We start from the raw sequence: 21,630 nt of genomic DNA, 5'->3' as shown, positions 1-21,630 counted from the left end.
ACGACAAGGGCGCCTCCGGCCGGCCTTGCCGACCATGTATGGCCGAACGGCCATGTATGGCCGAACCCGCGCGTCCCGGGCGTACGGCCTCGCGACCCGGGCTCACTACGGTAGGCCGCATGACTGCGATCCGACTGCTCCTCGTCGACGACGACCCCCTGGTGAGAGCCGGCCTGACCTTCATGATGGGCGGTGCCGACGACATCGAGATCGTCGGTGAGGGCGCTGACGGCGGCGAGGTCGAGGCGCTCGTCGACCGCACCCGGCCGGACGTCGTCCTCATGGACATCCGGATGCCGACGGTGGACGGGCTCGCTGCCACCGAGCGGCTGCGCGCCCGCGAGGACGCCCCTCAGGTCGTCGTCCTCACCACTTTCCACGCGGACGAGCAGGTGCTGCGGGCGCTGCGCGCGGGCGCGGCCGGGTTCGTCCTGAAGGACACCCCGCCCGCGGAGATCGTCGAAGCGGTGCGCCGGGTCGCGGCCGGCGACCCCGTGCTCTCGCCCGCCGTCACCCGCCGGCTGATGGAACAGGCGGCCGGACCCGGCCCCGACACACGCCGTACCCACGCCCGCACCCGCGTCGCCGCCCTCAACGACCGCGAGCGCGAGGTCGCCGTCGCGGTCGGCCGGGGCGCCTCGAACGCCGAGATCGCCGCCGAACTGTTCATGAGCGTCGCCACCGTCAAGACCCACGTCTCCCGCATCCTCGCCAAGCTCGACCTCAACAACCGGGTGCAGATCGCCCTGCTGACCTACGACGCGGGGCTCCTGGAGGGACTGGAGGAGGACGGGCACTAGCGGGGCACCCTGTGCGTTGAACGAGCTGAACGGGCCCGGGGGACGCAGGAGTTGAAGGGCTCGAAGGGGGAAGCTCATGGGACAAGTGATCGATCTGGGGGAGTACGGGCCGGGGTTCACCGAGGACCCGCATCCCGTCTACGCAGAACTGCGCGCTCGCGGGCCGGTGCACAGGGTGCGGCTGCCGGGGGCGGAGTCGCGCGAGGCGGTGTGGCTCGTCGTCGGGTACGAGGAGGCGCGCGCCGCGCTGGCCGACCCCCGGCTCGCCAAGGACGGCTCGAAGATCGGCGTGACGTTCCTCGACGAGGAGCTGATCGGCAAGTACCTGCTGGTCACCGACCCGCCCCAGCACACACGGCTGCGCAGGCTGATAGCGCGCGAGTTCACCGCCCGCCGCGTGGAGCGCCTGCGGCCCCGTGTCGAGGAGATCACCGACTCGCTGCTCGACGCCATGCTGCCGCGAGGGCGTGCCGACCTCGTGGAGTCGTTCGCGTACCCGCTGCCGCTCACCGTCATCTGCGAGCTGCTGGGCGTGCCCGACCTCGACCGGAAGGCGTTCCGTGCGCTGTCGACGGAGACGGTGGCGCCGACGAGCGCGGAGAGCGAGTACGACGCGATCGTGCGACTCGGCGAGTACCTGGCCGAGTTGATCGAGGACAAGCGCTGTTCCGCGCCCGCCGACGACCTGCTCAGCGCCCTGATACGGACGACGGACGAGGACGGCGACCGGCTGTCGGCGGACGAACTGCGCGGCATGGCCTTCGTGCTGCTCATCGCCGGTCACGAGACGACGGTCAACCTCATCACCAACGGGGTGCGGGCGCTGCTCTCACACCCCGGTCAACTCGCCGCGCTGCGAGGTGACATGAGTCTGCTCGACGGGGCGGTGGAGGAGATGCTGCGGTACGAGGGCCCGGTGGAGAACGCGACGTACCGGTTCGCCGTCGAGCCCCTCGACATCGCCGGCACGCCCATCGGGGCGGGGGAGGGCGTGATGATCGGCCTCACGGCGGCGGATCGCGACGCGGCGCGCTTCCCTGCCCCCGACCGCTTCGACATCCACCGCGCCCCGCAGGGGCACCTCGCCTTCGGTCACGGCATCCACTACTGCCTCGGCGCTCCGCTGGCCCGCCTGGAGGGCCGCGTCGCCCTCCGGGCCCTGCTGGACCGCTGCCCGGACCTGGCGCTGGACGGTCCGCCGGGAGGGTGGTTGCCGGGGATGCTGATACGGGGGGTGCGGAGCCTGCCGGTGCGTTGGTGAGGGGTGTCTCGCCCCCGCCGCCCCTACCCGTCCCATCCCGGGGCTCCGCCCCGGACCCCGCTCCTCAATTGCCGGAGGGGCTGAAATATCAGCTGCGGGGGCGAGGAAACCCACCCGGCCACGCACCCCCGCACTCAGTCCCGCGCCCCCGCGATCTCCCCCAACTGCACAGGTCGCCGCTCCAGGCGGGACAACTCGCACGCCTCCGCGATACGGAGCGACTGCAGCGCCTCACGCCCGTCACACGGATTGGCCCGCTCCCCCCGGACCACCTCCACGAACGCCGCGACCTCAGCCTCGTACGCGAGCGCGAACCGCTCCAGAAACCCGGTCCACGGCTTGTCGGCCGGCGGCGGCCCGGACGGCTCGGTGGACGCGATCGGCGTCCGGTCGTCCAGTCCGACCACAATCGTGTCCAGCTCTCCGGCGAGCTCCATCCGCACGTCGTAGCCCGCCCCGTTCTGCCGCGCGGCCGTCGCCGTCGCCAGGGTCCCGTCCTCGAGCGTGAGCACCGCCACGGCCGTGTCGAGGTCCCCCGCCTCACGGAACATCGCCGGCCCGGCATCGGACCCGGTCGCGTACACCTCGGCGACCTCCTGCCCGGTCACCCAGCGCAGCATGTCGAAGTCGTGCACCAGGCAGTCCCGGTAGATCCCCCCGGACAGCGGCAGGTACGCGGCGGGCGGCGGCTCCTGGTCCGCGGTCATCGCACGCACCGTGTGCAGCCGCCCGAGCCGACCGGACCGCAGGGCTTCCCGCGCGTGGGTGTACCCCTCGTCGAAGCGGCGCTGAAACCCCATCTGGAGCACGGTCCCCGCCGCGTCCACCTCGGCCAGCGCGCTCAACGTGCCCGGCAGATCTAACGCTATGGGTTTCTCGCAGAAGACGGGGAGTCCGGAGCGTGCTGCCCGACCGATCAGGTCGGCGTGGGCCGCGGTCGTCGCCGTGATGACCACGGCGTCCACCCCCCAGGTGAAGATCTCGTCGACGCCGGGCGCCGCCGTTTCCCCCAGGCGGTCCGCGAGCTCATGGGCCCGAGCGGTGTCGACGTCCGTGATGATGAGCGAGCCGACATCGCGGTGGCGGCTGAGCGTGGTCGCGTGGATCGTGCCGATGCGACCCGCACCTATGAGTCCGATGCGCATGGGAACAAATTGCGGTCGAACACAGCTTCGTGTCAATGGTTTGTCCGGACAATCGAACTACGCAACTTCCCGTCAACAAGAGCCGGGACTACGCTCGGGCCGTGCCGAAACCAGAAGTGGATCCGACCGTGTCGCTCCAGCTCAGCGTCGACCGCAGCAGCCCGGTCCCGCTGTACTTCCAGCTGTCCCAGCAGCTGGAGGCCGCCATCGAGCACGGAACCCTGACCCCGGGCAGCCTGCTGGGCAACGAGATCGAGCTCGCCGGCCGTCTCGGCCTGTCCCGGCCGACCGTCCGCCAGGCCATCCAGTCCCTCGTCGACAAGGGCCTCCTGGTGCGCCGCCGCGGAGTCGGCACCCAGGTCGTGCACAGCCAGGTCAAACGTCCGCTGGAGCTCAGCAGCCTCTACGACGACCTGGAGGCGGCCGGACAGCGCCCCGCGACCCAGGTGCTCACCAACACCTTCGTACCCGCCTCCGCCGAGGTCGCCGCCGCGCTCGGGGTGGGCGAGGGCAGCCAGGTGCACCGCGTCGAGCGGCTGCGACTGGCCCACGGCGAGCCGATGGCGTACCTCTGCAACTTCCTGCCCACCGGACTGCTCGACCTGGAGAGCGCCCAACTGGAGGCGACCGGCCTGTACCGGCTGATGCGCGCCGCCGGCATCACCCTCCACAGCGCCCGCCAGACGATCGGCGCCCGCGCGGCCACCGAGGTGGAGGGCGAACGCCTCGGCGAGCCCGAGGGATCCCCCCTCCTCACCATGCAACGCACCACGTTCGACGACACGGGCAGAGCGGTCGAGTACGGCACCCACACGTACCGCGCGTCACGCTACTCGTTCGAGTTCCAGCTGCTAGTACGCTCGTGACGTGGGGCGTCCTCCCGGGGCGCGGGACCGGCTTTCAAGGGGCGCGGGGCTGTGTCATTCAGCGGCTCCGCCGCGGGGCGCGACCAGCCACGACGAACCCGCACCCGAGAATCGAACCCCACCCCAACGGCGCCCCCCGCAGCACTCAGCGGCAGCGTTACGGCAGAATCGGCCCGATGAGCACCTACCGCGACTTCACCCACCGCGGCTCCGCGCGGGCCACCGTCCTGCGGACCGTGGGAACGCGCGAGCGCCGTTCCCACCTGACCGCCCCGCGCGTGCCCACGGTCGGCATCGACATCGGCGGTACGAAGGTGATGGCGGGGGTCGTCGACGCCGACGGCAACATCCTGGAGAGGCTCCGCACGGAGACCCCGGACAAGTCCAAGAGCCCGAAGGTCGTCGAGGACACCATCGTCGAGCTCGTGCTGGACCTCTCCGACCGGCACGACGTGCACGCGGTCGGCATCGGCGCGGCCGGCTGGGTCGACGCCGAACGCAACCGTGTGCTGTTCGCCCCTCACCTGTCCTGGCGCAACGAGCCTCTGCGCGACCGTCTCGCCGGACGCCTCGCCGTCCCCGTCCTGGTCGACAACGACGCCAACTCCGCCGCCTGGGCGGAGTGGCGCTTCGGTGCCGGCCGCGGCGAGGACCACCTCGTCATGATCACGCTCGGCACGGGCATCGGCGGCGCCATCCTGGAGGACGGTCAGGTCAAGCGCGGCAAGTACGGCGTCGCGGGCGAGTTCGGCCATATGCAGGTCGTGCCCGGCGGCCACCGCTGCCCGTGCGGCAACCGTGGCTGCTGGGAGCAGTACAGTTCGGGCAACGCGCTGGTCAGGGAGGCCAAGGAGCTGGCCGCCGCCGACTCCCCGGTGGCGTACGGGATCATCGAGCACGTCAAGGGCAACATCTCCGAGATCTCCGGCCCGATGATCACCGAGCTGGCCCGTGAGGGCGACGCGATGTGCATCGAGCTGCTCCAGGACATCGGCCAGTGGCTCGGCGTCGGCATCGCCAACCTCGCGGCGGCCCTCGACCCGTCCTGCTTCGTGATCGGCGGCGGTGTCTCGGCCGCCGACGACCTGCTCATCGTCCCCGCACGCGACGCCTTCCGGCGCCACCTCACCGGGCGCGGCTACCGGCCCGAGGCCCGTATCGCGCGCGCCCAGCTCGGCCCCGAGGCCGGCATGGTCGGCGCCGCGGACCTCGCCCGGCTCGTCGCCCGCCGCTTCCGCCGCGCCAACCGCCGCCGGGTGGAGCGGTACGAGCGTTACGCGCGGTACGCGGAGGCCCGTCGCACCACCCAGGACTCCGCATGACCGCTTCGGTGCCCCGCCAGGGGGCCTCTCCGGACGAGCCCGGGCCGCCGGAGGCCCGGCGCCATGTGATCCGCCGCCGTGCGCTGACCCTGCTCATCATCGTGCTGCTCATCGGTGTGCCCGCCGGCTACCTGGTGATCTCCGCCGCCCAGAGCCGCGACAGCGGCAAGGACAAGGAGAAGAAGTACTCGGCGACCGGCCTGACCGCCGGCTGGCCCTCCCGCGTCCAGCGCCGCCTCTACCAGATCCCCATCCCGCCGTACTCGGACCACGTGGCGTACTACGAGACGAACAACTGGAAGACCAGCCGCATGTACGCCCAGTTCCGCACCAGCAACCAGGGTCTGGGCCGGTTCCTCACCGAGGTCGGCGGCGAGACCGACGACCTCGAACGGGGCGAGATCGCCATCAGCGCCCGCGACCGGCGGATCGTCGGCTGGGAGTTCACCGGGAAGGGCCCGTGGCTCGGGTTCGTTCGCGACCGGAAGAACCCGACGCCGACGCTGGACATCGTCGTGAACCGCTCGAACCCCCGGCACCCCATGGTGTACGTCGTCTCCAGGACGACCCCGTGACGGTCGCCTGAGGCCCCTGCCAGGGCCCGTCGACAGCCGCCGGAGCCGATTGTCAGACCCCGCCCGTAGAGTCGGAGACGACTGATCCGACTGATGGGCGGGAGGTGACCGGGCGTATGCGGGACGGGCCTGTTGCGGCTGCCGTGGGTGCCGAGGGTGCCGCGAGTGCGGTCGCGCCCGGAGCCGACGGCGCGCCTGTCGCCTCCGTACGCGCGCCTGACGTCTCCGTACGCCTCGCGGCCGTGTTCCTGCCGGCGCCGCTGCCGCGCCAAGGGAGGATGGCCTTCTGGGACCCGGAGGGCGAGCCCGTGCCTGCCCCCGCCGGGGACCGGGACGGGGGTCCCCGAGAGGGAGGCCCTGGTTCCGGACCACCCGCATATGACGACCGGCTCACTGTCGTACGACCGCACGGCGCCGGAGTCCGCAGGGCCACCGTGTCCGCGGTGACCCTCCCGGTCGGCGAGGCCCTGCCCCTGCTCGCCAGGGCGCGCCGCGATCCCACGGCGCATCCCGCCACGGCCTGCTGGGGCGCCGCGGCGCTGCACGCCCTGAGGCTCGTCGCGCGGGGGCGGCTGCTGCCGGGGCTCACGGCCCAGGGGCACGACGCATGGCGGGCCGGACCGCTCGACCCGGACGACATCGCGCACCTGAGAGCGGTGGCGGCGGCCCTGCCGCACCAGGGCCATGCCGTCCCGCTCCCCGGAAAGGGCCCCCTGCGGCTGCCGGAGCCGGAGGCGCTGATGCGGTCCTTCCTGGACGCGGTCGCCGACACACTGCCCCGCACCCCGGCCGCGCCGTACACCTCGGGGAAGCCGTTCGCGGCGGCCGGTGCGCAGCGTCTGACCGGCGCGCGGGACTGGGCTGCGGAGGTCGCCGCGGGCATGGACGCGGGCGTACGGATCTCCCTGCGGCTCGACCTGTCGGCGTACGACCTCTTCGACGACGGCGAGGACGCGCGGCGGGCGGGTGCGGCCGTCGTCCAGGTGCACAGCCTCGCCGATCCCACCCTCGTCGCCGACGCGGCCGCGCTGTGGGCGGGAGCCACCGGGGACGCCGCCTTCGGCCCGCGCGCACGCGTGGACGCCGCCCTCGCCGTGCGCCGGGCGGCCCGCGTCTGGCCACCCCTGGAGCGGCTCGCCGAGCAGGACGTGCCGGACGTCCTCGCCCTCTCCGAGGAGGAGCTGTCCGACCTGCTGGGCGTGGCGGCCACCCGGCTCGGGGCGGCGGGCGTCGCCGTGCACTGGCCGCGGGACCTGGCGCAGGACCTGAGCGCGGCGGCCGTGGTCCGGCCCGCGCCGGGCTCGGCCACCGACGGCACGGGCTTCTTCGAGAGCGAGGAACTGCTGCAGTTCCGCTGGCAGTTGGCACTCGGCGGTGATCCGCTCAGCGAGGCCGAGATGGACGCCCTGGCCGAGGCCCACCGTCCGGTCGTCCGGCTGCGGGACCAGTGGGTTCTCGTCGACCCGGCCCTGGTCCGCAAGGCCCGCAAGCGCGAACTCGGCCTGCTGGACCCCGTAGACGCCCTCTCCGTCGCGCTCACCGGCAGCGCGGAGGTCGACGGGGAGACGGTGGAGGCGGTACCGGTGGGTGCGCTGGCGGCGCTGCGCGACCGGCTCACGGCAGGGGTGGAGGCCGTGGAGCCCCCGGCCGGACTGGCCGCCCGCCTGCGCGACTACCAACTCCGGGGCCTGGCCTGGCTCGACCTCATGACGACCCTCGGTCTGGGCGGTTGCCTCGCCGACGACATGGGCCTCGGCAAGACGATCACGGTCATCGCGCTGCATCTGCGCCGTGCCCGCAGCGAGCCGACCCTCGTCATCTGCCCGGCGTCCCTGCTGGGCAACTGGCAGCGGGAGATCACCCGTTTCGCGCCCGGCGTCCCGGTCCGCCGCTACCACGGCCCCGACCGCACGCTGGACGAGCTGGACGGCGGCTTCGTCCTCACCACCTACGGCACGATGCGGTCGGCGGCGGCCGCGCTGGCCGAGCAGCCGTGGGGCATGGTGGTGGCCGACGAGGCACAGCACGTCAAGAATCCGTACTCGGCGACCGCCAAGGCGCTGCGGACCATCCCGACCCCCGCACGCGTGGCCCTCACGGGCACGCCCGTCGAGAACAACCTCTCGGAGCTCTGGGCCCTGCTCGACTGGACGACACCGGGCCTGCTGGGCCCCCTGAAGTCGTTCCGCGCCCGCCACGCGCGCGCCGTGGAGAACGGCGAGGACGAGGAGGCGATCGGCCGCCTCGCCCGCCTGGTCCGCCCCTTCCTCCTGCGCCGCAAGAAGTCCGACCCGGGTATCGTCCCCGAGCTCCCGCCGAAGACGGAGACGGACCATCCTGTGCCGCTGACCCGCGAACAGGCCGCGCTGTACGAGGCGGTGGTGCGCGAGTCGATGCTCGCGATCGAGACGGCGGACGGTATCGCGCGCCGGGGTCTGGTCCTCAAACTCCTGGGCGCCCTCAAACAGATCTGCGACCACCCGGCGCTGTACCTGAAGGAGGAGACCCAGGGGCAGCCCCACGGGGCCGACCGCCTGTCGGCCCGTTCCGGCAAACTCGCCCTGCTGGACGAGCTTTTGGACACCCTCCTCTCGGAGGACGGCTCGGCGCTCGTCTTCACCCAGTACGTGGGGATGGCCCGCCTGATCACCGCGCATCTCGCCACGCGCGCGATCCCCGTGGAGCTCCTGCACGGAGGCACTCCGGTCAAGGACCGCGAGACGATGGTGGACCGCTTCCAGAGCGGGGCCACCCCGGTCCTGGTCCTCTCCCTCAAGGCGGCGGGCACGGGCCTGAACCTCACCCGCGCGGGCCATGTGATCCACTTCGACCGCTGGTGGAACCCGGCCGTCGAGGAGCAGGCCACCGACCGTGCCTACCGCATCGGCCAGACCCAGCCCGTCCAGGTCCACCGCCTCATCACCGAGGGCACGGTCGAGGACCGCATCGCCGAGATGCTGGAGTCCAAACGAGCCCTCGCCGACGCCGTCCTCGGCACCGGCGAGGCCGCCCTGACCGAGCTGACGGACCGCGAGCTGTCCGACCTGGTGTCACTGCGGAGGACGTCATGAACGGGGACGAGGAGCTGCGGGCGGGGCCGGGCCCTGATGCCCCGGCCCCCCGGGACTCCCAGGCCCCCGGGCCGGCCGACGCCGCTCGCCGGGCGCTGCGGGCCGCCCGCGAACGGGACGCCCGCGACCGCGACGAGCGCCCGGCCGAGCCGCCCGCGGAGCAGGAGGCACGTCCGGGCGACGTGGCGAGGGAGGCGCTGCGAAGGGCCGTACGGGGAGAGCGGGGGCGGAAGGGCGGGGAGGATCCCGGAGAGCGACGAGCCGAAGACGCCCCCGCCGAGCCGGACACCGCTGAGCCCGACGCCACCGGGCCGACCGGCGCAGAGCCCGCCCCCGCCGTGCCCGGCACCGCAGCGCCCGGCACCGCAGCGCCCGGCACCGCAGCGCCCGACACAGCAGCACCCGGCACCGCAGCACCCGGCACCGCGGCGCCCGGCACCGCCAAGTCGGGCACAGCTCCATCCGCTCCGTCCGCTCGCCCCGGCGACATCGCGCGCGAGGCGTTGCGCGCGGCCCGGCAGGTGCGCGCGGCCGCCCAGGAGGAGCAAGCCAGGCCCTCGCGCCGTGCCACCCGTCCCGCGTCGCCCCGTTCCGGCGGAGCGAGGCGGAACGCCGTGAGCGAGGAACGAGGCGGCCGTGTCCGGCAGTTGCGGGAACTGCTCGCGGACGCCTTCGAGCCGCCCACAGCCGGCGACGCGGACGAGGCGGCGCACAGGCACCACGACACACCTCCGCACCACGACGCACCTCCGCCGCACCACGACGCACCCCCAACGCACGACACGACACCCCCAACGCACCACAACGCACCGTCGCGGTCCCACACCCCTGCCCCCGCAGCGCCGCCCCCGGCGCCCGCCCCACACTCCGCACCCCACCTCCCCCGCTCCATGGCCGCCCCCGCCCGCGACAGCGAACTGCGCCGTACCTTCTCCGCCTTCCCGCCGCGCTCCGCGCCCCCGGAGGAGGCCGGACGGTTCGCCGGGACCTGGTGGGGCAACGCCTGGGTGACCGCGCTGGAGGAGGGCGCCCTCGACGCGGCCCGGCTGGCGAGGGGCCGGACGTACGCGCAGAGCGGGCACGTGGACGCGATCACCGTGACCCCCGGCCTCGTGCTCGGTTACGTCCAGGGGAGCCGACCCCGGCCGTACCGCGCGCAGGTGCGGCTGCGGACGCTCTCCGAGGCCGACTGGGACCGCTTCCTGGACGCGGTGGCCGAACGGCCGGGGCACATCGCGGCGTTGCTCGACAAGGAGATGCCCCACTCGCTCGCCGAGTGCGGAGTACCGCTGCTGCCCGGCCCGGGCGATCTCGAACCGCACTGCAGCTGCCCCGACTCGGGCCACCCCTGCAAGCACGCGGCCGCCCTCTGCTACCAGACGGCACGGCTGCTCGACGAGGACCCCTTCGTCCTGCTCCTCCTGCGCGGCCGCGGAGAGCGTGAGCTGCTCGACGCGCTGTCCCGGCTGAGCGCCGCGCGCGCGGCCCGAGCCGCCCAGGACCAGGAAGCCGCGCCCCTGCCCGGAGTCCGAGCCGGTGACGCCCTCACGCCCCGCACCCTTCCACCGCTCCCCGCGCCGCTGCCCCCGCCCCCGCACCCCGAGCAGCCCCCGGTCTACCCGGGCGGGCCGGGCGGCCCGGACCCCTTCGCGCTGGACCAGCTGGCCACCGACGCGGCCGCCCGCGCCCACGCCCTGCTCACCACCGGCCGCGACCCGGTCGCCGACCTCACGCTCTGGCAGGACGCGGTCCGGCTCGCCGTCGCCCGCCCCGGGTCCGGCCTCACCGCCGGCACCCGCGCCCTGTACTCCTCACTGGCCACCGCCACCGGCCGCACCCCGGCCGACCTGGCCCGCGCGGTCGCCGCCTGGCGCCAGGGCGGACCGGAGGGGCTCGCGGTCCTCGAAGAGCCCTGGGACCCGCCCGCGGGCCGCTTCGACCGCGCCCGGCCGCTCCTCCTCGCCGCCGACCTGCCCGCCTTCCGCCCCCGGCGCAACCACCTCACCCACCCGCACGGCCACGTCCAGCTCCGCCTGGGCCGCGACGGCCTCTGGTACGCGTACGAGTCGGAACCGGGCCGCGAGGACTGGTGGCCCAGGGGAACCCCCGACCTGGACCCGGTGGGCGCCCTGACGGGCCTGGGAGCGGCCGACGAGGTGTAAGGGCCGCGATCGTGCCCGACGCCCCCCGGCTCCCGTCGCTCCCAGGCCGACTGGTCCACCTGTCGACGGCCGGCCACTCCCATGAACGTACTTCCAGTAGGCCCCGCCACGTACACGAACCCCCCGCATCCGGTGAAGGCGGTGTGAGAGTCCGCCGGTGAAGTTCGGGATCCCCATGGGGAGACTGGGGGTCCCGGGACGGAGGAGTGCCGCGGGGACGTTAGCGTGGAGCGGTGAGTGAGACGCAGACGCCCGCCCTCCAGTACCGCTTGGACGGTCCGGAAGACGCCCCGGTCCTCATCCTCGGCCCCTCGCTCGGCACCACGTGGCACATGTGGGACCGACAGGTCCCGGAGCTGTCCAAGCAGTGGCGGATCTTCCGCTTCGACCTGCCGGGGCACGGCGGCGCGCCCGCGTACCCGGCCGGTTCCGTCGCCGAGCTGTCCAACCGCCTGCTGGCCACGCTCGACGGACTCGGTGTGCACCGCTTCGGCTACGCGGGCTGCGCGCTCGGCGGCGCCGTCGGCATCGAGCTCGCGCTGCGCCACCCCGAGCGCCTCGCGTCCCTCGGGCTGATCGCGGCCTCGCCGCGCTTCGGGACGGCCGACGAGTTCCGGCAGCGTGGAGTGATCGTCCGGACGAACGGCCTGGACCCCATCGCCCGTACGTCACCGGAGCGGTGGTTCACCGGGGGGTTCGCGGCCGCGCAGCCCGCGATCACCGAGTGGGCCGTGCAGATGGTGCGCACCACCGACCCCGGCTGCTACATCGCGGCCTGCGAGGCGCTCGCCGCGTTCGACGTGCGGGCCGAACTCGGCCGTGTCGGCGTCCCCACCCTCGTCCTCGTCGGCTCCGACGACCAGGTCACCGGGCCCGCCGAGGCCCGCACCCTGGTCGCCGGGATCCCGGACGCCCGCCTCGCCGTCGTTCCCGGCGCCTCGCACCTCGTTCCCGTCGAGCAGCCCGCCGCGGTCACCGACCTGCTCGTACGGCACTTCTCGTCCGCGTGGCAGCCCGCCTACGACTCGACCACCGGCCAGATGGCGATCTCTGCGGCCCCGGTCAAGCCGGCACTGACCGTGCCGTCGCAGGTCGGGCCCGTCGCGGAGATCGCCCCGGCCGTCGCCCAGCCGGAGGCGACGGGCAGGCCCGACCCGTTCGACACGGGCCTCAAGGTCCGCCGCGAGGTGCTCGGCGACGCGCACGTCGACCGGGCGCTCGCGTCGGCGGACGAGTTCTCCGGGGACTTCCAGGAACTCATCACCCGCTACGCGTGGGGCGAGGTCTGGAACAGACCGGGCCTCGACCGCCGTTCCCGAAGCTGCGTCACCCTGACCGCCCTGGTCGCGGGCGGCCATCTGGAGGAGCTCGCCTTCCACACCCGCGCCGCCCTGCGCAACGGCCTCACCCCGGTCGAGATCAAGGAGGTCCTCCTCCAGGCGGCGGTGTACTGCGGCGTACCGGCCGCCAACAGCGCGTTCAAGGTGGCCCAGCAGGTCATCCGCGAGGAGACGACACCCGAGGAATGAACCGGGAGTGAGCCGGGAGCGCCCCGGTTCCCCCGCAGGGGCAGGATGGTCCCATGAAGCTCACGAAGAAGTCGCACGCCTGCGTCCGTCTCGAGAAGGACGGACGCACCCTCGTCATCGATCCGGGCGGTTTCAGCGAGGAGGACGCCGCCGTCGGAGCGGACGCGATCCTGGTCACGCACGAGCACCCCGACCACTTCAACGAGGCGCGGCTCCGTGCGGCCCTGGAGGCCAACCCCTACGCCGAGATCTGGACCCTCAGGTCCGTCGCGGAGCAGATCTCCGCGGCCTTCCCGGGCCGGGTGCACACCGTCGGCCACGGCGACACGTTCACCTCCGCGGGCTTCGACGTCCAGGTCCACGGCGAACTCCACGCCGTCATCCATCCGGACATCCCGCGCATCACCAACGTCGGCTACCTCGTCGACGGCGGCCGTGTCTTCCACCCCGGCGACGCCCTCACCGTCCCCGACCACCCCGTCGAGACGCTGATGCTGCCGGTCATGGCCCCCTGGAACAAGATCTCCGAGGTCATCGACTACGTCAGGGAGGTCAAGCCGCAGCGCGCGTACGACATCCACGACGCCCTGCTCACCGACCTCGCCCGCCCGATCTACGACAACCAGATCGGCTCCCTGGGCGGCGCGGAGCACCTGCGGCTGGCACCGGGATCGTCGGCGGAGCTCTGAGCGAGCAGCCCCGGACCGTGTTGTCAGACCCTCCCGGTAGGTTGTGGGACATGCGCATCGCGACCTGGAACGTCAACTCGATCACCGCACGTCTGCCCAGGCTCCTGGCCTGGCTGGAGAGCAGCGGCACGGACGTGCTGTGCCTCCAGGAGGCCAAGATCGCCGAGGAGAGCTTCCCGTTCGACCAGCTGCGCGAGCTGGGCTACGAGGCGGCGGTCCACGCGACCGGCCGGTGGAACGGCGTGGCGGTGCTCTCCCGCGTCGGCCTCGAGGACGTCGTCAAGGGCCTGCCCGGCGACCCTGGTTACGACGGCGTCCAGGAACCCCGCGCCGTCTCCGCGACCTGCGGGCCGGTCCGCGTCTGGTCGGTGTACGTGCCCAACGGCCGCGAGGTGGACCACCCCCACTACGCGTACAAGCTCCAGTGGTTCGAGGCGCTGAAGGCGGCCGTCGCGGGCGACGCCGCGGGCAGCCGCCCCTTCGCGGTGCTGGGCGACTACAACGTGGCCCCGACGGACGACGACGTCCACGACGTGGCCGCCTTCGAGGGCCTCACCCACGTCACCCCCGCCGAGCGCGCCGCCCTGGCCTCCCTGCGCGAGGCCGGCCTGTCCGACGTGGTCCCGCGCCCCCTCAAGTACGACCACCCCTTCACGTACTGGGACTACCGCCAGCTCTGCTTCCCCAAGAACCGCGGCATGCGCATCGACCTGGTGTACGCCAACGAACCGTTCACGAAGGCCGTGAAGGACGCCTACGTGGACCGCGAGGAGCGCAAGGGCAAGGGCGCCTCCGACCACGCGCCGGTGGTGGTGGACGTGGAGGTGTAGGCGGCGCGGGCAGGCCGGTGCGGGTTGTTTCGCCGGCCGGGGACAGACCGGCCCAGTCCAGCACCAACCAGCCCGTCCGGCGTTTGAGGGCGAGGCCGTTCAGGCCGATACGGGGGTCTGGGGGCGGAGCCCCCAGGGCTCAGGGCACGAGCGCCCGCAGATCCACCGAGTCGGCCAGCGCGGCGAGCCCCGCGTCGCCGGGGTGCAGATGGTCCCCACTGTCGTACGCCGGCAGCATCCGGGCCGGATGCGCCGGATCCCGCAGCACCGCGTCGAAGTCGAGCACGCCGTCGAACTCCTCGGCACCCCGGATCCACGTGTTCACCGCGGAGCGCTCGGTGTCCACTGCAGCCGTGCACCGTGTCTCGCCCTCGCACGGCGCGATCGTCGCGGCCAGCACGCGCAGCCCCCGCGCGTGGCCCCGGGCCGCGATCTCGCGCAGCCCGGCGATGACCTGCTCCGCCGTGGCGCCCCAGCGGACGTCGTTGACGCCCTGGAAGACCACGACGGTCCGGGCGGAGGTCTGGGCGAGGACGTCGCGGTCGAGGCGGTTCAGCGAGCTGACCCCGCCCGTGCTGGTCGACACCCCGTCACCGGGGTAGACGTCGGTGACCACGCGGTTCGCGGAGATGCCGTGGTTGAGGACCCCGTAGCGCGGGACCGCCTTCTGTCGCTGCAGTCGCCCCGCGAGGACGTCGGGCCAGCGGCGGTTGGCGTCGGGCGTGGACTTGTCGCCGTCGGTGATCGAGTCGCCGAGCAGCACGACGGACCCCGGGCCACCACCCACGTCCACCCCGGTCAGCAGCGGCCAGGTGGTGATCGTCGAGGTGTACGCCGTCGCCGAGCCGTCGCCCGCGTGGTCGCCCGGTTCGCTGACGTACGAGGTCTGCATGGCCATCCGGTGCACCGGCGCCGCCGTGACCGTCCCCGGCAGGTGGAAGCTCACCAGGAGATTGGCGTTCGCGGGCACCTCGAATCCCAGCGGGTCGCTGAACGCCTGGGCCCCCGCCGGGATGTCGGTTCCCGCGCCACCGCCGAACGACAGCGGCACGGGTGCGCTCCGCGCGGCGGCCCCCTCCGCCTGCACGGCCACGGTCGCGCTCCCGATCCGCACCGGCGCGCCCGCGAAGGTGTTGTCGAGCCGGATGCGTACCCGGGGCCCGCCCGCCGAGGTGTGCACCACGAGCCGCAGCGTCCGGTCCGTCCACGGCCCCACGGCCGTGTAACCGGAGGAGGAGGCGGCCCAGCTCCCGGTCCAGCCACGGGTCATGGGCCGCACCGACAGGGAGAAGACGTGCAGGGCCGGGTCGCGCGGCAGCGACACCGACGACACCTCGCGCCCGCGCGCGACGGGAACCGTCACCACGTACAGCCGTGCCTTCTCGGCGAGCGGGCCGTCCGGCGTGTTGACGTGCGGCAGCGCCACCGCCTTGGTGGCGAGCGGGCCGGTGCGCCAGTCGGAGGCCGTCAGACGGTACGCGGAGCGGGTGCCGTCGGCGTACCGCACCGTGCCCGTGCCGCCCGTGGCGGAACCGCCCGTGCCCGCGACGAGGAACGCGAGCGCGTCACCGCGCCCCCGCACCCGTACGGACTGCCCGTCGGCGCGCACGTTGTCCGGCTGCCCCGCCGCCCGGCGCGGCCACGTCAGACGGGCGCCCTGCACCGTCAGCGGGCGTCCGGGCGTCCAGCCCGCCGCGGCCAGGTCCTGGGCGGACAGCGAGGCGCCGGAGCCGTCGAAGTCAGCCTCGCCCGGCTGGGCGTCATCGCTGACGGCCCTGTTGTCGAAGTGACGCTCCAGCGGAAGCGGACCGGGACCGCCACCGCTACCGCTACCGCCACCGGACGATCCCGCGCTGCCGGCGGCCTGAGCGGACGCCACCGGTGTGACCGCCGCCAACAGGCCGAGCACCACAGCCGTACCCCACACGCGTCGACGCACGCGCGACCCCTCTCCTGGACCACCGAGGTGACAGTTGCGCCCTGAAGCTAAAGAGGCGTCAGAAACCCGTCAATGAGGCGTGCGCGAACTCGCGGCGAACTCCACCGGAACGCCGGGGGACGCGGTCCACTGGAACAGGTGGTTCCGCGCGCCTGTGGTGCGCCGGGGGGCGTGAATGCGACGCTGGTGGTATGGGCATCCCTTTCCTGGGCAACTGGCGCAAGAAGCACGGTCCCGCCTCCGGGGTCGCGGTGTTCTCCGGCGACGACGGCGACCACGAGGGGCACGAGGAGATCGGGAGGCTTCTCGCCGAGTGCGAGGTGCTGCGCTCGCAGGCGGACGACGCGGGCGTCGAACTCGACGACACCGTCGCCTCGTTGGAGGCGCTCGACCAGCTCGTGCCGCGCTGGCGCGACGACGACGAGATGCTGCCGTGGCTGGGGAACGACGCGGGGCTCTACCTCGGCACCGTCATCGTGCGCACGCTCCCCGGAACGGGCTGGGCGATCCTGGCGAGTGGCCGGCCCGTCGTGCGGCTGGCCACCGGCCGCGAGATCGACGTGGTCGCCAACGGTCACGAGTGGGCGGCCAACGGTGCACCGCAGCTCTCGCAGCTCTACGCCGAGGTGGCCGAGGGGTGATGCCTGGAGTCGGAGCCGCCATCGGGCCGTTCTTCCGTAAATACGGCTAACTCCTGACCGATGCGTGTCGCATATCAAGTCCATTCCTGTCCAGTAATTGTCCGGTAGTTTGCGGCTCCGGCGACACCGGAGAGAGGGAGCGGGGCGGGACGTGCCACTGAGCGGGGGAGAGGACTTCATGACAGGACATCCGTCGGCCGACGGCGGTCACGGTCCCGGAACGGTTGAACACCCCACCGCCGCCCGCCAGTCGGTCGACTACGATGTGCCGTTCACCCCCGTTCGGGACCCGGGACCGTAGGGGGAGGGCAGCAGCTCACAAGGCCAGGCCCGCCCGGTGGCAGCCGGAGATCACTGCTCGCGCAGCGGCACCGACACATAGGAGGGATCGTGCCGCGGTGAGGAGAAGGTCAGCTGCGCGCCGGACGGGTTGTGCTCGATGTAGAGCGGGTCGACCGTGTCGACGACGAGGGCGAGACGGTGACCCGCGGGAACGTCGTACGCCGTGGAGAACAACTCCAGGTCGACGCCGAACGGCTTGCCGGGCGTCCGTCCGTGGAAGGTGTACGGCGCGTTGCTGACCAGCTTGCCGAGGCCGAGCGGCCCCACGTCGTAGAGATAGGCGACGAGGGTGCCGCTCTCCTTGGTGCTGGTGACCGTCGTGTGCAGCCTGGCGGTGCCCCGCACCTGTTGGGCGGCGCCGTACTTCTCCGACTGCCATACGGCGGCCCACCGGCGGGGCAGCAGCGGGATGGACGCCATCGGGGGCAGCTTGGCCACCTGGTCGAGGACGCTCGACAGGAAGATGGTGCCGCCGTCGGCGCCGGAGTTGACGTTCGTGTGGATCGTGGAGGTGCCCGAGAGGGCGATCTTCCGGCTCGTCGCGCTGACGGACTTCCAGTCGGGGTAGCCCTCGTAGCCGCCCGAGGAACGGGACATGAGCTGAACGGGCTGCTCCCGGTCTATGCCGTTGTCCGTGCCCTTGAGGTAGTGGTCGAACCAGCGCTCGGTGTCCGTCCACACGTCGTTGGGCAGGCCGAGCAGTCCGGTGATCTCGGTGGTGGCGTGGTCGCCGGGGCGCAGTTCCAGTCGCTTGGGGCCGGTCAGCTTCTCGTAGAAATCGGCGTACTGGTTGGGCGGGAAGATCGAGTCGCCCCAGGCGTTGGCCAGCATGACGGCCGCGCCGTTGGAGTTGATCTGGTCGACGTAGGTCGCGGGGGAACGTTTCTTCCCCCAGTCGATCATGTCCTGTTCCTTCGCCAGGTTCGAGGCGAAGAAGTTCTTGAAGATCTCGCGGAGTTCCGGGCTCGGGCGGCCCGTGATCTCCCCGGCGCCGTCCAGCAGGGCGGCCGCCTGGGCGTGCTGCGTGCGGCCCGAGTAGATGGAGTCGATCAGGTCGGCCCAGCCGCTGAGCGCGGCGACGGCCTTCACGCGCTTGTCGTGCGCGGCGGCGAGCAGGCTGATCCCGGCGCCGTACGACAGGCCCGCCATGCCGACCTTCCGCGCGTCGGCGGGGGTGTTGGCCAGCGCCCAGTCGATCACCTTGGAGGCGTCGGCGATGTCGGGCGGGCCCGCCACCTCGATCGAGCCGCCGGACTGCCAGAAGCCGCGCACGTTGTAACTGACCACGACATAGCCGGAGTCGGCGAGCTTCTGGGCCTGGGCCAGGTACTCGACCTGAGGCAGGCCCCAGCTCGTGGGCAGCACGAGCAACGGGTACTCGCGGGAGCCGTCGGCGTCCGCGGGCGTGACGACGTTGGCCTTGAGGGTGGTGCCGCCGTCGCCGGTGATGTCGACGAACCGGACGGACGGGGCGGCGGCCTGGGCGGCCGGAGCCAGGCCGACGAACGTCCCGGCGACCAGCGTCGCCGAGACGGCACCGACGGCGGACGTACGCAGCGCGTTGCGACCGAGCCCACCCGTCGCCCACCACCACCCTGTTCGAAGGCGCTTCGCGCCGCCTTGGACCATGGGTCACTCCTCACTCGTGTCAGTGCAAAGTGACCCGACGGTAACCTCGACCGTTTACCGGAGGTAACCCGTCGGTAAGTTACGTGCGAGTAACGATTGTTGAAAAGTGTTGAAACTTAGGAGGAGCGGTGTGAGTTGCGCGGAACCACCGCCGGTATCGGTGTCTGCGCGGCCTTCGTCACGTCGGCGACCAGCTCGACCACGTCGGGGCCGTACGCCTGCGAGTTCACGACCTTCAGCAGCAGGACGACGGTGCTGTTGCCGTGCTTGCGGGCCAGGCGCTCGTGGTTGCGCGACAGATAGCGGGTCGCGGCCTGGGTGGTGATCGCGCGCTGGCCGCAGAACAGGAAGACCGGGCGGGTCGCGTGCCCCTGGTCCGCGGTGAGCCGGGCGAGGAGCACGTACTCGCTGCGGCCCGGCTCCAGCCGGTACTGCTCCTTGCCGATCAGGAAGGCGCCCCGGTCCGGGCCGGGCTCGGGGTCGGAGTTCACCTGCACGCCGGGCAGCAGGGAGCTCAGGTGGGCCGCCATGCGGCGGTTCGGGGCCGGATGACCCACGCAGAACTCCGTGCGCTCCCCGAAGCCCTGCTGGGTGGCGTCGTGGGCCACGATCTGCGCGTTGGCGCCGCAGTCCTTGATGAGCGCGGCGAGTTCGAGCAGCGCGGACACGTCGTGACGCGTCACCGTCAGATCCGCGCCGCCCGCGGCCTCGCGGTTGACCACCAACAGCGACTCGGCGTTGTCGGGCAGCCCGAAGAAGGCCTGCTTGCGGCGGAGCTTCCGGTTCCACAGGTAGGACCGGGCGATCCAGCCCAGCGAGGCGGCGATGACCGCCACGATCACCGCGAGGACGAGGGTGCGCACGTCGTCATTCATGGGCGCGCATGGTAGCGGGCGCTCCCGGACACTGTCCGGCAGAGCCCTGACGCGCCCATGGCAACCGGGTTACGCTGCGCGGACGGTCGTCAACTGGAGGTAGCGGATGGCTCGCCCCGTCGCACGGAGACTGGCGGTTCTGGCGGTTTCGGGCATGGTGATGTCCGTAGGGGCGGCGGCGCCACCCTCCGCCGGGCAGGACGGCGTCAGGAAGGAGCCCGTGGCCGTCGGCTACGGCGGCGCCGTGTCGAGCGTCGACCCGGACGCCACCGAGGCCGGCATCGAGGTCCTGCGCGACGGCGGCAACGCGGTCGACGCGGCGGTCGCCACGGCCGCGGCCCTGGGCGTCACCGAGCCGTACTCGTCGGGCATCGGCGGGGGCGGCTACTTCGTCTACTACGACGCCAAGACGCGCAAGGTGCACACCATCGACGGCCGCGAGACCGCGCCGCTGACCGCTGACGAGAACCTGTTCGTCGAGGACGGCAAGGCGATCCCCTTCGCCGACGCCGTCAGCAGCGGCCTGAGCGTCGGCACGCCCGGCACCCCCGCCACCTGGCAGGCGGCGCTGGACAGCTGGGGCAGCGAGCGGCTCTCCGCCCTGCTGAAGCCCGCCGAGCGGCTCGCCCGCGACGGGTTCACCGTCGACGACACCTTCCGCTCGCAGACCGCGTCCAACGAGACCCGGTTCCGCTACTTCCCGGACACCGCCGAGCTGTTCCTGCCGGGCGGCGAGCTGCCGGTCGTCGGCTCCACGTTCAAGAACCCGGATCTGGCCCGTACGTACGAGGAGCTGGGCCGCAAGGGCGTCGGCGCCGTGTACCGCGGCAAACTGGCCGACGAGATCGTCGACACCGTCAACGAGCCGCCGGCGGACCCGGACTCGGACTGGAACGCCCGCCCCGGCGACCTGTCGCAGAAGGACCTCTCCGCGTACCGCACGAAGCGCCAGGCGCCCACGAAGACCTCGTACCGCGGCCTCGACGTCTACGCGATGGCGCCCTCCTCGTCGGGCGGCACGACCGTCGGCGAGGCGCTCAACATCCTGGAGAGGACCGACCTGTCCAAGGCGAGCGAGGTCCAGTACCTGCACCGCTACATCGAGGCGAGCCGGATCGCGTTCGCCGACCGCGGGCGCTGGGTGGGCGACCCCGCCTTCGAGGACGTACCGGCCAAGGAACTGGTCTCGCAGAAGTTCGCCGACTCGCGTGAGTGCCTGATCAAGGACGACGCGGTGCTCACCAGCCCGGTGGCGCCCGGCGACCCGCGCGACCCGAAGGCCTGCGACGCCAGTGGCACGGCGGCCCCGACGACGTACGAGGGCGACAGCACCACCCACCTCACCGTGGCCGACAAGTGGGGCAACGTCGTCTCGTACACCCTCACCATCGAGCAGACCGGCGGCAGCGCCATCACGGTGCCGGGCCGCGGCTTCATCCTCAACAACGAGCTGACCGACTTCTCCTTCACCCCGGCCAGCCCGGCAGTCCACGACCCGAACCTGCCGGGGCCGGGCAAGCGTCCGCGCTCGTCGATGTCGCCGACGATCGTGCTGGACAAGCACGGCAAGCCGGTGGTGGCGCTCGGTTCACCGGGCGGCGCGACCATCATCACGACCGTGCTGCAGACCCTGACGGGCTTCCTCGACCGCGGTCTGCCCCTGGTCGACGCGATCGCCGCGCCGCGCGCCAGCCAGCGCAACCAGAGCACCACCGAACTCGAACCGGGCCTGTGGAACAGCCCGTTGAAGGCGAAGCTCGAAGCCATCGGCCACGGCTTCCGGCAGAACCCCGAGATCGGTGCCGCGACCGGCGTCCAGCGGCTGGCGAACGGCAAGTGGCTGGCGGCGGCGGAGACGGTACGGCGTGGGGGTGGCTCGGCGATGGTGGTGCGGCCGGCGCCCCGATAAGGGCGCGGGGAACTGCGCGACCAGCCACAACGCACCCGCAGCCGC

Annotated in this window: 16 protein-coding genes; 12 read left to right on the top strand and 4 right to left on the bottom strand. The window is 72.7% G+C overall.

What is annotated here, in order from left to right; genetic code table 11:
• The first annotated feature begins 119 nt into the window (after positions 1-119).
• Positions 120-800 (top strand): response regulator transcription factor, encoded by a 681-nt coding sequence (locus tag AB0959_RS31760; RefSeq protein ID WP_366830121.1) that lies wholly within the window; start codon positions 120-122, stop codon positions 798-800.
• A gap of 76 nt (positions 801-876) precedes the next feature.
• On the top strand, positions 877-2,061 hold the full coding sequence (locus AB0959_RS31755) for a cytochrome P450 (RefSeq protein ID WP_366830120.1): 1,185 nt from the start codon (positions 877-879) through the stop codon (positions 2,059-2,061).
• A gap of 134 nt (positions 2,062-2,195) precedes the next feature.
• Here the strand turns inward: AB0959_RS31755 and AB0959_RS31750 are convergent, their stop codons facing one another.
• Complete coding sequence (locus AB0959_RS31750; RefSeq protein WP_366830119.1) at positions 2,196-3,206, bottom strand: Gfo/Idh/MocA family oxidoreductase; 1,011 nt, start codon at positions 3,204-3,206, stop codon at positions 2,196-2,198.
• A gap of 128 nt (positions 3,207-3,334) precedes the next feature.
• Between AB0959_RS31750 and AB0959_RS31745 the strand changes: the two genes are divergently transcribed.
• The 8 genes from AB0959_RS31745 to AB0959_RS31710 all read left to right on the top strand — a co-directional run bounded on the left by AB0959_RS31745 (position 3,335) and on the right by AB0959_RS31710 (position 14,250).
• The gene (locus AB0959_RS31745) at positions 3,335-4,072 is read left to right on the top strand and encodes a GntR family transcriptional regulator (protein WP_366830169.1); all 738 of its coding nucleotides are present in this window, start codon (positions 3,335-3,337) and stop codon (positions 4,070-4,072) included.
• A gap of 176 nt (positions 4,073-4,248) precedes the next feature.
• On the top strand, positions 4,249-5,394 hold the full coding sequence (locus AB0959_RS31740; RefSeq protein WP_366830118.1) for an ROK family glucokinase: 1,146 nt from the start codon (positions 4,249-4,251) through the stop codon (positions 5,392-5,394).
• Complete coding sequence (locus tag AB0959_RS31735; RefSeq protein WP_366830117.1) at positions 5,391-5,969, top strand: sugar kinase; 579 nt, start codon at positions 5,391-5,393, stop codon at positions 5,967-5,969. Before AB0959_RS31740 ends, AB0959_RS31735 begins: the two co-directional genes overlap by 4 nt.
• Positions 5,970-6,085: 116 nt before the next feature.
• The gene (locus AB0959_RS31730; protein ID WP_366830116.1) at positions 6,086-9,040 is read left to right on the top strand and encodes an SNF2-related protein; all 2,955 of its coding nucleotides are present in this window, start codon (positions 6,086-6,088) and stop codon (positions 9,038-9,040) included.
• Positions 9,037-11,202, top strand: coding sequence for an SWIM zinc finger family protein (locus tag AB0959_RS31725; RefSeq protein WP_366830115.1), 2,166 nt, complete (start codon positions 9,037-9,039; stop codon positions 11,200-11,202). Before AB0959_RS31730 ends, AB0959_RS31725 begins: the two co-directional genes overlap by 4 nt.
• Before the next feature lie 233 nt (positions 11,203-11,435).
• On the top strand, positions 11,436-12,731 hold the full coding sequence (gene pcaC, locus AB0959_RS31720) for a 4-carboxymuconolactone decarboxylase (RefSeq protein WP_366830114.1): 1,296 nt from the start codon (positions 11,436-11,438) through the stop codon (positions 12,729-12,731).
• A gap of 53 nt (positions 12,732-12,784) precedes the next feature.
• Positions 12,785-13,420: an MBL fold metallo-hydrolase gene (locus tag AB0959_RS31715; protein ID WP_366830113.1), complete on the top strand. Its 636-nt coding sequence runs from the start codon at positions 12,785-12,787 to the stop codon at positions 13,418-13,420.
• A 50-nt stretch (positions 13,421-13,470) separates the two neighbouring features.
• Positions 13,471-14,250, top strand: coding sequence for an exodeoxyribonuclease III (locus AB0959_RS31710; protein ID WP_366830112.1), 780 nt, complete (start codon positions 13,471-13,473; stop codon positions 14,248-14,250).
• Between the two features lie 139 nt (positions 14,251-14,389).
• Here the strand turns inward: AB0959_RS31710 and AB0959_RS31705 are convergent, their stop codons facing one another.
• Positions 14,390-16,189: an SGNH/GDSL hydrolase family protein gene (locus AB0959_RS31705; protein ID WP_366830111.1), complete on the bottom strand. Its 1,800-nt coding sequence runs from the start codon at positions 16,187-16,189 to the stop codon at positions 14,390-14,392.
• Positions 16,190-16,380: 191 nt separating this feature from the next.
• On the opposite strand from AB0959_RS31705, the gene AB0959_RS31700 reads away from it, so the two are divergent.
• The gene (locus AB0959_RS31700; protein WP_366830110.1) at positions 16,381-16,830 is read left to right on the top strand and encodes a DUF6278 family protein; all 450 of its coding nucleotides are present in this window, start codon (positions 16,381-16,383) and stop codon (positions 16,828-16,830) included.
• Positions 16,831-17,181: 351 nt separating this feature from the next.
• Here AB0959_RS31700 and AB0959_RS31695 read toward each other — a convergent pair whose 3' ends face one another.
• Together AB0959_RS31695 and AB0959_RS31690 are read right to left on the bottom strand one after the other, a co-directional pair.
• Positions 17,182-18,801 carry an alpha/beta fold hydrolase gene (locus AB0959_RS31695; protein ID WP_366830109.1) on the bottom strand — a complete coding sequence of 540 codons (1,620 nt, stop codon included), beginning with the start codon at positions 18,799-18,801 and terminating at the stop codon, positions 17,182-17,184.
• A gap of 116 nt (positions 18,802-18,917) precedes the next feature.
• On the bottom strand, positions 18,918-19,676 hold the full coding sequence (locus AB0959_RS31690) for a hypothetical protein (protein ID WP_366830108.1): 759 nt from the start codon (positions 19,674-19,676) through the stop codon (positions 18,918-18,920).
• A gap of 106 nt (positions 19,677-19,782) precedes the next feature.
• Between AB0959_RS31690 and ggt the strand changes: the two genes are divergently transcribed.
• Positions 19,783-21,585 (top strand): gamma-glutamyltransferase, encoded by a 1,803-nt coding sequence (gene ggt / locus AB0959_RS31685; RefSeq protein ID WP_366830107.1) that lies wholly within the window; start codon positions 19,783-19,785, stop codon positions 21,583-21,585.
• Positions 21,586-21,630: the final 45 nt, after the last annotated feature.

It is taken from the genome of Streptomyces sp. NPDC046862 (assembly GCF_040704615.1).
Lineage (GTDB): Bacteria > Actinomycetota > Actinomycetes > Streptomycetales > Streptomycetaceae > Streptomyces.
Note: the sequence above shows the minus strand (reverse complement) of the source record. Positions and strands in the feature narration are given on the sequence as shown.

Bases quoted from the DNA above. Each gene is read 5' to 3' on its own strand.
- AB0959_RS31760 (WP_366830121.1), top strand. From the start codon at position 120: ATGACTGCGATCCGACTGCTCCTCGTCGACGACGACCCCCTGGTGAGA.
- AB0959_RS31755 (WP_366830120.1), top strand. From the start codon at position 877: ATGGGACAAGTGATCGATCTGGGGGAGTACGGGCCGGGGTTCACCGAG.
- AB0959_RS31750 (WP_366830119.1), bottom strand. From the start codon at position 3,206: ATGCGCATCGGACTCATAGGTGCGGGTCGCATCGGCACGATCCACGCG.
- AB0959_RS31740 (WP_366830118.1), top strand. From the start codon at position 4,249: ATGAGCACCTACCGCGACTTCACCCACCGCGGCTCCGCGCGGGCCACC.
- AB0959_RS31735 (WP_366830117.1), top strand. From the start codon at position 5,391: ATGACCGCTTCGGTGCCCCGCCAGGGGGCCTCTCCGGACGAGCCCGGG.
- AB0959_RS31730 (WP_366830116.1), top strand. From the start codon at position 6,086: ATGCGGGACGGGCCTGTTGCGGCTGCCGTGGGTGCCGAGGGTGCCGCG.
- AB0959_RS31725 (WP_366830115.1), top strand. From the start codon at position 9,037: ATGAACGGGGACGAGGAGCTGCGGGCGGGGCCGGGCCCTGATGCCCCG.
- AB0959_RS31715 (WP_366830113.1), top strand. From the start codon at position 12,785: ATGAAGCTCACGAAGAAGTCGCACGCCTGCGTCCGTCTCGAGAAGGAC.
- AB0959_RS31710 (WP_366830112.1), top strand. From the start codon at position 13,471: ATGCGCATCGCGACCTGGAACGTCAACTCGATCACCGCACGTCTGCCC.
- AB0959_RS31700 (WP_366830110.1), top strand. From the start codon at position 16,381: ATGGGCATCCCTTTCCTGGGCAACTGGCGCAAGAAGCACGGTCCCGCC.
- AB0959_RS31695 (WP_366830109.1), bottom strand. From the start codon at position 18,801: ATGGTCCAAGGCGGCGCGAAGCGCCTTCGAACAGGGTGGTGGTGGGCG.
- AB0959_RS31690 (WP_366830108.1), bottom strand. From the start codon at position 19,676: ATGAATGACGACGTGCGCACCCTCGTCCTCGCGGTGATCGTGGCGGTC.
- ggt (WP_366830107.1), top strand. From the start codon at position 19,783: ATGGCTCGCCCCGTCGCACGGAGACTGGCGGTTCTGGCGGTTTCGGGC.